The organism is Rufibacter ruber, from assembly GCF_001647275.1.
Taxonomy (GTDB): domain Bacteria; phylum Bacteroidota; class Bacteroidia; order Cytophagales; family Hymenobacteraceae; genus Nibribacter; species Nibribacter ruber_C.
In genome coordinates this window covers 92,634-103,885 of the sequence record NZ_LRMM01000002.1, presented here as the reverse complement: position 1 = coordinate 103,885, position 11,252 = coordinate 92,634, and the positions used below count along the sequence as shown (strand labels likewise).

The window sequence follows — 11,252 nt, the reverse complement described above, 5'->3', positions numbered from 1 at the left end:
CTCCCAGAGGGAGAAGGAACTCCGCCGTTGCGTTTTTGGGCTGTTTTCCCAAAACTAGGCCGAAAACGCTTTTTTAATCACGTTGGCTACGCGTTCCTGGTCTTCTAACGTGAGGCTGGAGCCGGAGGGAAGGCAGAGGCCACGGGCAAACAAGTCTTCACTTACGGCTCCGCCGAAAGAATCACAGCCCTTGAACAGCGGTTGCCGGTGCAGGGGCTGCCAAAGCGGACGGGCTTCTATGTTCGCTGCAAGCAGAGCCAAGCGTAGCTCTTCTGACGTAACAAAGCAGCCTTTTTTGACCGTGAAGCAGGAGAGCCAACGGTTAGAGAAAAAGCCCTCGGGCTCGGGCAGCCATTCCAGTTCGTCTACCTCGGCCAAAAGGCCCAGATAATTTTCATACACCGCCCTGCGCTGCCGTACCCGTTCCTCCAGTACCTCTAACTGCCCCCGGCCAATGCCCGCGCAGATATTGCTGAGGCGGTAGTTGTAGCCCTGCGTGGTGTGGTGGTAATACGGAACCGGTTCTTTGGCCTGGGTAGAAAGCCAGCGGGTGTTTTGAATGAGTTCGGCCTTGGCCGAAACCAACGCGCCCCCGCCAGAAGTGGTGATAATCTTGTTGCCGTTGAAGGAGAAAACCCCGGCCTCGCCGAAGGTGCCCAGGAGTTGGCCCTGGTAGCGGGAGCCTAAAGCCTCGGCGGCATCTTCAATGATGGGAACCCCGTAGTGGCGGGTGATTTCCAGGATCTCTTTCATTTGCGCCGGCATGCCGTAGAGGTGCACCAGCAGCAAAGCCTTAGGCAGGTTGCCCTGCTGTTGCCGTTTGCGTAGCGCTTCTTCCAGGGCGGTGGGGCAGAGGTTCCAGGTGGTGGGTTCGCTGTCAATGAAAACAGGGGTGGCGCCCACGTACCGAATGGGGTTGGCACTGGCCACAAAGGTAAAGGTGGAGCAGAAGACCTCATCACCGGGGCCCACGCCCAGGGCCAGCAGCGCCAGCTGGATGGCGGCCGTGCCAGATGACAAGGCCGCCGCCGAAGCAGCGCCCAGATAAGCGGCTAACTCCTGTTCAAACCCGTCTACGTTGGCGCCCGCGGTGGTGACCCAGTTCTGGTTAAACGCCTGCTGCACGTAAAACTGCTCTCTCCCGCCCATGTGCGGCGGCGACAGGTAGATAAAATCTTTGGGCTGGCTCATGCGCTTTGGCTGATGATACGCGCGGGAACGCCCACGGCGGTGCAGTAACTGGGTAAATCTTTGGTTACTACGGCCCCGGCGCCAATGGTGGTGAATGCCCCCACGTGCAGGTTCTGCAGAAGGGTGCTGTTGGTGCCGCCGTAAACGCCGTTGCCCATCCGTACGCCTCCACTGACCGCCACTTGCGGCATGAGGGAGCAGAAGTCGCCCAGCACAGCGTCATGCCCAATGGTGCAGGCCAGGTTGAGCAACACGTGCCTGCCTAACGTGACGTTGGTGGTGAGAATGCAGTTCTGGCAGATGATGGAGCCTTCGCCAATCTGGTGGCCCTGTTCTTCCTGGAGAAGCACCGTGGGGTGCACCAGTACCGGGAACTGCAGCAGCGGGTTGAAGAGCCGGGCCACCACTTCGGCCTTGGCCGAACAACTGCCAATGCCAATGGCCACGTGCAGGGGCCACTGCGTACCGTTCAGTTGGTCAATGGTGCCTAAATAGGGATACCCGTTGATAAGTGCATTGGCGGGGGCGGCGTCATCATAGAAACCTGCAATTTCCCAGGTGGGGGAGTGGCGGTTGATCTGGTGGAGGAGCATGAGCACCTCCCGGCCCAGGCCGCCAGCGCCTACAATGGCTATTTTCTGTTTTTTCTCGCTCATGAAGCTGGGTTGTCTCTGGTGCCGGTAAAGCGTTCCATGGTGGCGGTGCCGGGCGCAGATATGCCCTCGGGTTTAAACAGGTGCCGTAGGGTGCGCCACAGGATCAGGAGGTCTACCTGTAAAGACACATGTTCTACGTACCAAAGGTCAAAGGTAAACTTTTCTTCCCAAGACAGCAGGTTTCTGCCGTTGACCTGCGCCCAACCAGTAATGCCGGGTTTTACGTGGTGCCGGCGGGCTTGTTCTGCGTTGTAAAGCGGGAGGTAGTCCAGGAGCAACGGGCGGGGGCCAATGAGGCTCATGTCACCGCGCAGCACGTTAAAGAGCTGGGGGAGTTCGTCTAAAGAGGTTTTCCGGATGAGTTTCCCCAGGGGGGTGAGGCGCTGGGCGTCTGGCAGCAGGTGCCCCTGCAGATCCCGGGCCTGCGTCATGGTCACGAACTTGTAAAAGGTGAACGGCTGGCCGTGCAGGCCGGGGCGCTGCTGCCTGAACAGCACACGGCCGTCAAAGCCCACCCACAGCACCAGCGCCACTGCCAGCAAGACCGGCCAGAGCAGCAGCAGGGCCGCCCCGGCAATCAAAAGGTCTAAGAAACGTTTCCCGAAGCGCTGGTACATAAAGGGCACACCTGTTCAAGCCCCTAAAATACGGCTTTCACTTGATGTTTGCTGATTGGAAATACCTGTCCAGGTAAACTTCCTGAGAAAGCGCCTGGTTCAGGGCAAGCTCAATGTTTCGGGCGAAGGCCGCCATTTCCTGCTGCCCTTTCTGCCAGCGGGTAGACGCCATCTGCTTTTTAGCCTCCTGCAGGTTGGTGATGGAGGTAGTGAGCATCTTTCTGAGTTCTGCCTCACTCTTCTGGGAAAGCTGTTTTTTGTTCTTGTAATAGGTGAACTGGTTCAGCAGGTCAATGCCCCGGTTGTAGGTGTCTGTGATGGCGTTGTAGCGGTCAATTTCTACGCCCTGGTTCAGGTGCTGCAGGTAGTTGGCCAGAAACGCATGGTCAACGCCATGCGCCTGCATGCGGCGGGCGGTGCCGGCCAGGCGCTGGTTCTCATCTTGGGCGTCATACGCTTTTAACGTATCAGCAAATTGGAAACGTGCTTTTGGGTTCGGCGCAGCCGGGAGCCCTTCTTGGAACTGTTTGCTGGTAATGGGAATGGCAGAAAACTGCCACAGCGGGTCAAACGGGTAATGCGATTTGATCATAGTGGCCGGTGCCACCATGAAGAATTGCTCATTGTATTTCTTCACAAAGGTGTTGCCCTCCACATACCCGGCGCCCCAGGTGGGGTCAAACAGAAACCACTGGCCGTCTAGCTGCGCGGCGCACCACGCGTGCGGAACGTACTCTACCCGCCCCAGCTGTTTGGTGTAACCGCCCACAAAGAAAGTTTTCACGCCCGCCCGCTGGCAGAGCTCCTGAAAGGTTTCGGCGTAGCCCTGGCAGATGGCTTTTCTGGTTTTGAGGGTCTGCTCCACAAAGTTGTGGCCTTTCTTGATGGTGAAATTCATGTTCAGGGCCGCCACATCATAGGCCACATTGTTCGCCAGCCACACATACGCCGCCCGCACCCGCTCCTGCGGGGTCTTGAACTGCTGGTTGATGTACGTTGAGAGCTGCTCAACGCTCTGGCTCTGCTGCGCCGGCAGCTGCAGAATCTTCTGGTCTACGTGCGCAAACGGCGAAGTAGCCTGTGCCGCCCCCGTAAACGGGAGGGTAAGAAAGAGAATAAAATAGAAGAACGCCCGCATCTGATGATTAGGAGAAAAAAAGGAAAGGCAGCCTGAGTACCTTCTGTTTTTAAAACGATAATTGGATTGATTTAGTGAGGCAGGGTGCGTTTTTGGTGTGTTTTCAGAAAAACGGCCCCAAAACGCACATTGTCCTTTCCCGCTGAACACACCCGTAGCGTACTTGGTTCTGTAAATTGCTTTCCTCCAGCAGAAAAAGCAAAAAGGGAGGCCGTTCTTTCCCGGGCCGGCTGCCTAAACTATACCTGTCTTTGCTACCTTTGCACCATGATTCAGTTCCCCAACGCGAAGATTAACCTTGGCCTGCAGTTAGTGGAGAAGCGCCCAGACGGGTTCCATAACCTGGTCTCCTGCTTCTACCCGGTGCCCTGGACAGATGCGCTGGAGATTCTTCCGGCCCAGGCCGAAAGTACGTTTACCCTTTCGGGGTTGCCGGTGCCCGGTGCGCCTACGGGTAACCTCTGCTGGAAAGCCTATGAGCTGCTGAAAAAGGACTTTGATCTGCCCAACATCCAGATGCACCTGCACAAGGTTATTCCCATGGGCGCGGGGTTGGGCGGCGGCTCCGCAGATGCGGCGTTTACCCTCAAAACCCTGAACCAAGTCTTTAAGCTGAGTCTTACAATTGAGAAGCTGGAAGACTACGCCCGGCAACTGGGCAGCGACTGCGCCTTTTTTGTGCAGAACAAACCGGTGCTGGCCGTAGAGAAAGGAGATGTCTTTGAACCCCTGAAACTGGATTTGGCAGGCTGGCACCTGCTGCTGGTGTACCCCAACCTTGCCATCAGCACCGCTGAGGCGTATGCCGCCGTTTCACCGTGTTTTCCAAAAAACAGCCTGAAAACGCTCCTGGCGCAGGACATGGCCGCCTGGAAAGAAACCGTGGTGAATGATTTTGAGAAGAGCCTGTTTCCCCAATACCCGGTGCTGCCGCAGATCAAGGCGCAGTTGTACGGGATGGGCGCGGTGTATGCGTCCATGTCGGGGTCTGGGTCTACCATGTACGGGCTGTTCCAAACACCGCCAGCCGCGCCGTTGCCTTTCCCGGCAGAGTACTCAGTTTGGCAGGGCGTTCTTTAGTTTCCGCTGCCGCCGGTTGACCACCGCCTCCAGAATGGGGTGCAGGAACACGCTGAACAGGATAATAGCCGCCCCGTAATAAAACCCTGCCGACATCTGCTCCGCCTCATTGAAAATGAAAAAGGCGAGCAGAATACCGTACACCGGCTCCAGGTTCACCGTGAGGTTCATGGTGTAGGCGCTGAACTTCTGCATGAGGCGCACCGCGGCAGTATAGGCATAAAAGGTGCAGACAATGGCGAGTATTCCAATCCAGAGCACATCTGCCCAGGACACGGCCAATTGCAGCTGGCCGGTGTCTGTCATGAAGGTGCGGTAGAAGGGCAGGAAGAGCGTGGTGGCGAGCCAGGCCCCGGCCATCTCATAGCAGGTGATGGTGGTGGCGGGCATCTGCTTGGTGAGTTTGCTGTTGATAATGGTGAAGCAGGAGGCCAGAAACGCCGAGCCCACCGCCATGGCAATGCCTACCGCGTGGTCAAACTCAAACCGGAAGATGATGTACAGCCCCACCATGATGAGCACGGCCAGCGCCACCTCATGGGCTTTGACCTTTTTCTTGGTGAAGAGAGGCTCCAGAAAAGAGGTCCAGAGGCTGGAGGTAGACAGGCCCGCCAGGCAGATGGACACGGAGGAAATTCTGGCCGAGGCGAAAAACAGAATCCAGTGCGCGGCAATTAGAAACCCAACGCTGGCAATTCTCACTGCATTCTTTCTGCCAATGTTCAGCGACTGGCCCCTGAACTTGATCAGGAGCCCCAAGGCCACCGCCGTGATAATGGTCCGGAAGAATACCAGCTCCACCGCCGGAATAGAAATCAATTTTCCCAGAATGGCCGTGAAGCCCCACAGCAGAATGATGAAATGCAGTTCCAGGTAATCTTTGAAGAGGGGAGTTTCCAAGGGTGAATTGGGAATTAAGAAGTATGGGTTTTGGCTGCGCCGAAGCTGGGATTTTCTGTTTTGGGCCTGTTTTACGGAAAACAGGCCCAAAACAGGTTGGGTATTGTGCTTAAATTATTGCGGTTTTCTATGGCCTTCTATGGCGAAGGAATTCATACGTGCCTTTCTACTCCTTCCTTCGGCGCCAGCAGAACCACGGTATATGCCTTTCTGTTTTTGAGCTGTTTTGGCCAAAACAGGCTAAAAACGCAATTCTAAGCAGGAGCCTGGAGACTCGCGCCAGCGGAAGAAAGAGAAGTTGTTCACGAATAACTACTAACGAGCAACCAACAACTATCTTGGCACCGTACGGTAGAGCACCACCCCAATTATGGAGAATACAACCAGGGGGACAGAGGCGGCCACCTGCGGAGGAATGCCGCCCACTGAGGCCAGGCTTCGGCTCATCATCACAAAGATGATAAAGATAAAGGCCAGAATGAACCCTAACGCAATCTGCAAACCCACGCCGCCGCGCACCTTTCGGGAGCTTAAAATCACCCCAATGATGGTCAACACGGTGATGGCAAAAGGGTAACTCATGCGCTCGTACTTCTCCGTCATGTACATTTCCACGTCAGTGGCCCCGCGCAGGATCTTCTCATCAATCAGCTTGTTGAGCTCAGCGTTGGTCAGCGTTTCTTTGAGGCGGTAGGTGCTGGCGAAGTCTTTGGGCAGCAGGTTCAAGGTGGTGTCAATGGCCCCGCCCTGGGTCACGGTTTCCTTGTCGCCGTTAAAAACCCGAAGGGTGTAGCTGTCCATGTGCCATTTCTGCTTGGTGCTGTCCCACCTGATAGACTCTGAAGACAGTTTCCTGACCAGCTCCTGCTTTTTAATGGTTTCCAGGGTAAAGCGGTAGCCCACGTTGGCGTGGTTGTTATAGCTCTCCAGGTACGCATAAGTCTCAGGGCCAATGCGAAAGTGCACGTTGCGGCCCTCATACGTGTAAGGGTTCTTCACGTACTTAATTTCAAACGCCACCCGTGTTTTGTTCGCGTTGGGGATGACATAAGAGGAGAAAAAGAAAGTGAAGATGCCAATAAGCGCTGAGCCAATGACGTAGGGCACCAGCATACGCTTGAAGGAAACGCCGCTGCTCAAGATGGCCACAATCTCAGTATGAGACGCCAGCTTAGCCGTTACAAACACCGTGGCAATGAACACGGTGATGGGGCTCAGCAGGTTCACGTAGAACGGAATCAGGTTGATGTAATAATCAAACAGAATGGTGCTCACTGACAGGTTGTTCTGAATGAAGTCATCATTCTTCTCTACGAAGTCAATCACGCAGATGACCGCAATCAGAATCAGCACCACAAACACAAACGTGGTCAGGAACTTCTTGAGAATGTATTTATCTAGTAGCTTCACCGTATTTTAATTGGGAATTAAGAATTGAGAATTAGGAATTATTTCAATCTAGAGACAGGTGAAATGCGCTTCTCCCAATTCTTAATTCCTAATTCTGAATTCTCAATTATAAACGTGTCATTAATTTCTTCACCATCTGGTCTTTCCAGGCCCTGAAGGTGCCGGCCAGGATCTGCTCCCGCGCCTGCCCCACCAGCCACAGGTAGAACGTGAGGTTGTGCACGCTGGCAATCTGGGCGCCCAGCATCTCAGTGGCGTGCATGAGGTGCCGCAGGTACGCTTTGCTGTAGAACGTGCTCACGTAACCGCCCAGTTCCGCATCAATGGGCGAGAAATCTTCCTTCCAACGCTCATTTCTGATGTTGATGATGCCTTGCGTGGTGAACAGCATTCCGTTTCTCGCGTTTCTGGTTGGCAGCACGCAGTCAAACATGTCTACGCCCAGGGCGATGTTCTCCAGAATATTGGCCGGGGTGCCCACGCCCATGAGGTAACGCGGTTTATCAGCGGGCAGTATATCGCAGACCAGTTCAGTCATCTCATACATCATTTCGGCGGGCTCGCCGACAGATAAACCGCCAATGGCGTTGCCCGGGCGGTTCTTGCTGGCAATGGTCTCCGCAGACTGAATGCGCAGGTCTTTGTAGGTGCTGCCCTGTACAATAGGGAACAGCGTCTGCTCATAGCCGTATTTGGGGTCAGTGGTGTCAAAGCGGTCTATGCAGCGCTGCAGCCAACGGTGCGTGCGCTCCATAGAGTTCTTGGCGTACTTGTAGTCACACGGGTAGGGCGTGCATTCGTCAAAAGCCATGATAATGTCGGCGCCAATGGTGCGCTGGGTGTCCATCACGTTCTCTGGGGTGAACAGGTGGCTGGAGCCGTCAATGTGGCTTCTGAACTTCACGCCTTCCTCCACAATTTTGCGGGTGCCCGAAAGCGAGAAAACCTGGTACCCGCCGCTGTCTGTGAGAATGGGTTTGTCCCAGCCGTTGAACTTGTGCAGGCCACCCGCCTTTTCCAGCACGTTCAAGCCTGGCCTCAGGTACAGGTGGTAGGTGTTGCCCAAGATGATCTGGGCTTGAATATCATCATGCAGCTCGCGCTGGTGCACGGCTTTCACAGTGCCAGCGGTTCCCACTGGCATAAAGATAGGGGTTTGTATGGTGCCGTGGGCGGTGGTCAACACCCCCGCGCGGGCTTTTGAAGCGGGATCTTTCGCTACTAAATCAAAGGTCATGTACAACAGGTAAAGTGCAGGAGAATCTGCCTTTTAGTTCTTGTGCGGCAGCGCGTTGGTGATTTTATCTTGATCACTATTTCTCCAAACCGCAAAGATACAGATTGCTATGGGTATAACCGCCGCGCATTGAATTTTGTGCTACTTTTGGTTTATCATTAAGGTCTGAAATACTGCAATAGATGAAAACGTATCTTAAAACTGTAGGCTTTTGGCTTTTGCTGGGTTTAACTGCCTCGTGCGAAAGTAAAGAGGAGCAAGAGCGTAGTAAAAAGGAAGGTAGCCAAACTACACTTTCCAATGATTTAACCATAGACAATGGTAATGCTGCATCATCTGGGTCTTTGCCTTTGCCAGATGAGCCATCTACTTTGACCCATGCTACCCAGAAAGTGCAGAAGACTAAGATTGTGAAGGCGACTGTTCCTTTAGAGAAGCTGTTTCAAGCTTGGGTTAGTGATGAGAATGACCCGCATGCTACTTTTGACCTTACCAGAGAGGGATTGTTCTTGGTAGATTATGACGGCGATGGAAATATGCCTTATCTTCTAAAAGGAGATTCTCTAATTGTTTATTATGATTATGGAACGGAGAGAAGCCGAATTAAGAAATTAACAGATGACAGCCTTGTCCTGAGCATGGACGGGTATGAAGTAGCTTATGTGAGATGGAAAAATTAAACTCCCCCAGATTGCGTTTACCAGCTTAATTATTCCCTGCCCTTAATTCTTTTTGCTTGCTACCAGATCTACCAACGCTTTATTCTTATTGGCCCCTAATCCTGCTCGGCACACTAGTGCTGATTCAGTTTTTTTACGAGTTCTATTATTTCCTTCCGCTGGCGTTTCACAAAGATTCTAAGCCTGCCCAAGCAAAGGATTTGCCGCCGCTTTCCATTTTGGTCTGTGCCCATAATGAGGTGGAGAACCTGCAGGAGTTGTTGCCGTTGCTGGTGCAGCAGGAGTACCCGCAGCCCTATGAGATTATCATCATTGATGACCGCTCCTGGGACGGCACCCACGTGCTGGTGAAAGAATATATGCTGGAGCACCCGCAGGTAAAGTTGGTGCGCGTAAAGGTGGAGCCCGAGTACATGAGTCCCAAAAAGACGGCCATTTTTCTGGGGATAAAAGCCGCTCAGTATGAGCATCTTTTGTTGACAGACGCAGACTGCAGACCTGTTTCTTTGCAATGGGCCCAGCGCATGGCCGGTGGTTTTTTTGGGGGCGGAGATATCATTTTAGGCGTTTCTCCGTATATGCAGATATATGGATTTTTAAATCATTTGATCCGTTTTGAAACCTTCTTAACGGCAATGCAGTATCTGTCGTTTGCCAAGAGGGGTGGGGCGTACATGGGGGTTGGCCGAAACCTGGCCTATACCAAAACCACTTTTTACAGAAATAAGGGATTTGCCAGCCACATTAGGTCATTAAGTGGCGATGACGACTTATTTGTGCAGGAAGCCGCCAAACATTCAAGCGTTCAGATTGTCATAGATCCGGAAGCCCACACGCAGAGTGCCCCTGAGACGCAGTGGCGCACGTGGTGGAAGCAGAAGCGCCGGCACCTGTCGGCGGGTCGGCAGTACCGGAAGAAAGAACAGGTCAGGATCGGACTTTTTGTCTTGTCTAATGTGCTATTTTATGTAATATCACCCGTTCTTTTAGCAATGCAGTACCAATTGCCATGGGTTGGCGTTATTATTGGAGCAAGGTTTGTGGCGCTGTACGGCACCTACCTGTCTGTAGCCAAACGCCTGCAAGACCCGCTCAACTGGTGGTTACTGCCCGTGCTGGAACTAGGGTATTACCTCAATTATATAGGGATCGGGATCTCGGTATTAAGAACTAAAAAGGTAAGATGGAAGTAAACAAGCAATTCTCCGCGAAAGCGAAACACGATTTTAAACTGATCCAGTCAGCGGTAGAAGATGGGGATGAGAAGGCGTACGCCGAGCTGATGCAGATCTACAAAAAGCCAGTTTACCACGTGGTTTTGAAGATGGTGCGCAACCCAGATGACGCTGAGGACCTCACCATTGAAGCCTTCGCGAAAGCCTTCCGCAACCTGCACAAGTTCAACCCGGAGTACGCCTTCAGTACCTGGCTGTTCAGAATTGCCACCAACAACTGCATTGACTTCATCCGGAAGAACAAGATCAAGACCATGAGCATTGACTCAGCCATCAAGATCGACAACGGCGATGAGATCACCATTGATTTCAAAGACAACAACCTGAACCCGCAGGAGACGGCCATCAAGAACCAGAAGATTGAAATCATGCAGTACATTGTGAGCAAACTGCCAGACAAATACCAGCGTTTGGTGACCCTAAGGTACTTTGACGAACTTTCTTACGAGGAAATCGCCACTGAACTCAGCGCGCCGCTGGGCACCGTGAAAGCCCAGCTGCACCGCGCCCGCGAGTTGCTCTATGACATGGTGAAAAACAAGAAGCACTTGATTTAAGCGTAACAAGTAGCACGTATCACGTAGCAAGACAACATTTTAGCGTTTGCAGAAAGCAGCCCAAGTGGCTGCTTTCTGCGTTTTCGGCCTGTTTTGGCCAAAACAGGCGAAAACGCAATTTAGATTTGTGAGTAATTCAAAGGCAGTTCAATCCTGATGAACCTTTAAGCAGCGCAATTCCCCCTTTGAAGGCGGCAAAGGGGGATGTTTACACAGGAGAGCACGCATGGCCGATACATCTGTAGAGACCAGGCACCGCCTTGTCTCCCACGCATTGCTGACAATTCCCCTCCTAGGAGGGGTAGGGGTGGGTTCTCTCGCATTGTAGATTCTTTGCTGCCCATGAAGCTATGGCAGACGTTCAGAGACAAGGCGGTGCCTGGTCTCTACGGTTTATTCTGGCCCATACCATCTGAAATACCTTTCCCGCAAAGTTGAGCGCAGCGGTAACTTATGGGAAATAATGGTGTCAGCTTTTAACTGATGAACCAAAAGGGACCAGTTGAAAACTGACGGCCAAAAAAAGCTACAAATTACGCTACCGCTAAACT

11 protein-coding genes are annotated in these 11,252 nt (G+C 53.1%); 4 read left to right on the top strand and 7 right to left on the bottom strand.

Annotated features, from left to right (window positions below; all coding sequences use genetic code 11):
- Positions 1-54: 54 nt before the first annotated feature.
- Genes A8O25_RS01410 through A8O25_RS01395 form a run of 4 tightly spaced genes read right to left on the bottom strand, consistent with a single transcriptional unit; the run spans position 55 to position 3,602 of the window.
- A complete protein-coding gene (locus tag A8O25_RS01410) occupies positions 55-1,191 on the bottom strand; it encodes a DegT/DnrJ/EryC1/StrS family aminotransferase (protein ID WP_066829735.1) in 1,137 nt (378 codons plus the stop codon).
- Positions 1,188-1,847: an acetyltransferase gene (locus A8O25_RS01405; RefSeq protein ID WP_066829731.1), complete on the bottom strand. Its 660-nt coding sequence runs from the start codon at positions 1,845-1,847 to the stop codon at positions 1,188-1,190. Before A8O25_RS01405 ends, A8O25_RS01410 begins: the two co-directional genes overlap by 4 nt.
- On the bottom strand, positions 1,844-2,464 hold the full coding sequence (locus A8O25_RS01400) for a sugar transferase (RefSeq protein ID WP_066829728.1): 621 nt from the start codon (positions 2,462-2,464) through the stop codon (positions 1,844-1,846). Before A8O25_RS01400 ends, A8O25_RS01405 begins: the two co-directional genes overlap by 4 nt.
- Before the next feature lie 37 nt (positions 2,465-2,501).
- On the bottom strand, positions 2,502-3,602 hold the full coding sequence (locus A8O25_RS01395; protein WP_066829725.1) for a transglutaminase domain-containing protein: 1,101 nt from the start codon (positions 3,600-3,602) through the stop codon (positions 2,502-2,504).
- Positions 3,603-3,869: 267 nt separating this feature from the next.
- Here A8O25_RS01395 and ispE point away from each other — a divergent pair, with 267 nt between their 5' ends.
- Positions 3,870-4,682, top strand: a complete 813-nt coding sequence (ispE, locus tag A8O25_RS01390) for a 4-(cytidine 5'-diphospho)-2-C-methyl-D-erythritol kinase (RefSeq protein ID WP_066829721.1) — start codon at positions 3,870-3,872, stop codon at positions 4,680-4,682.
- On the opposite strand, the gene A8O25_RS01385 is transcribed toward ispE, so the two are convergent.
- The 3 genes from A8O25_RS01385 to tgt form a co-directional block, all read right to left on the bottom strand.
- The gene (locus tag A8O25_RS01385) at positions 4,659-5,582 is read right to left on the bottom strand and encodes a DMT family transporter (protein WP_066829925.1); all 924 of its coding nucleotides are present in this window, start codon (positions 5,580-5,582) and stop codon (positions 4,659-4,661) included. The two genes, ispE and A8O25_RS01385, sit on opposite strands and share 24 nt — an antisense overlap.
- A 333-nt stretch (positions 5,583-5,915) precedes the next feature.
- Positions 5,916-6,992 (bottom strand): LptF/LptG family permease, encoded by a 1,077-nt coding sequence (locus A8O25_RS01380; protein ID WP_066829719.1) that lies wholly within the window; start codon positions 6,990-6,992, stop codon positions 5,916-5,918.
- A 106-nt stretch (positions 6,993-7,098) separates the two neighbouring features.
- Positions 7,099-8,229, bottom strand: coding sequence for a tRNA guanosine(34) transglycosylase Tgt (gene tgt / locus A8O25_RS01375; RefSeq protein ID WP_066829717.1), 1,131 nt, complete (start codon positions 8,227-8,229; stop codon positions 7,099-7,101).
- 182 nt (positions 8,230-8,411) lie between these two features.
- Between tgt and A8O25_RS01370 the strand changes: the two genes are divergently transcribed.
- The 3 genes from A8O25_RS01370 to A8O25_RS01360 all read left to right on the top strand — a co-directional run bounded on the left by A8O25_RS01370 (position 8,412) and on the right by A8O25_RS01360 (position 10,701).
- Complete coding sequence (locus A8O25_RS01370; RefSeq protein WP_066829715.1) at positions 8,412-8,909, top strand: hypothetical protein; 498 nt, start codon at positions 8,412-8,414, stop codon at positions 8,907-8,909.
- A gap of 116 nt (positions 8,910-9,025) precedes the next feature.
- A complete protein-coding gene (locus tag A8O25_RS01365) occupies positions 9,026-10,102 on the top strand; it encodes a glycosyltransferase (RefSeq protein WP_161947676.1) in 1,077 nt (358 codons plus the stop codon).
- Positions 10,093-10,701, top strand: coding sequence for an RNA polymerase sigma factor (locus A8O25_RS01360; RefSeq protein WP_066505647.1), 609 nt, complete (start codon positions 10,093-10,095; stop codon positions 10,699-10,701). Before A8O25_RS01365 ends, A8O25_RS01360 begins: the two co-directional genes overlap by 10 nt.
- The last annotated feature ends 551 nt before the right edge of the window (positions 10,702-11,252 follow it).

What these genes read in the sequence shown, in the direction of transcription:
- A8O25_RS01410 (WP_066829735.1), bottom strand. Translation starts at nt 1,191, where the DNA reads ATGAGCCAGCCCAAAGATTTTATCTACCTGTCGCCGCCGCACATGGGC.
- A8O25_RS01405 (WP_066829731.1), bottom strand. Translation starts at nt 1,847, where the DNA reads ATGAGCGAGAAAAAACAGAAAATAGCCATTGTAGGCGCTGGCGGCCTG.
- A8O25_RS01400 (WP_066829728.1), bottom strand. Translation starts at nt 2,464, where the DNA reads ATGTACCAGCGCTTCGGGAAACGTTTCTTAGACCTTTTGATTGCCGGG.
- A8O25_RS01395 (WP_066829725.1), bottom strand. Translation starts at nt 3,602, where the DNA reads ATGCGGGCGTTCTTCTATTTTATTCTCTTTCTTACCCTCCCGTTTACG.
- ispE (WP_066829721.1), top strand. Translation starts at nt 3,870, where the DNA reads ATGATTCAGTTCCCCAACGCGAAGATTAACCTTGGCCTGCAGTTAGTG.
- tgt (WP_066829717.1), bottom strand. Translation starts at nt 8,229, where the DNA reads ATGACCTTTGATTTAGTAGCGAAAGATCCCGCTTCAAAAGCCCGCGCG.
- A8O25_RS01370 (WP_066829715.1), top strand. Translation starts at nt 8,412, where the DNA reads ATGAAAACGTATCTTAAAACTGTAGGCTTTTGGCTTTTGCTGGGTTTA.
- A8O25_RS01360 (WP_066505647.1), top strand. Translation starts at nt 10,093, where the DNA reads ATGGAAGTAAACAAGCAATTCTCCGCGAAAGCGAAACACGATTTTAAA.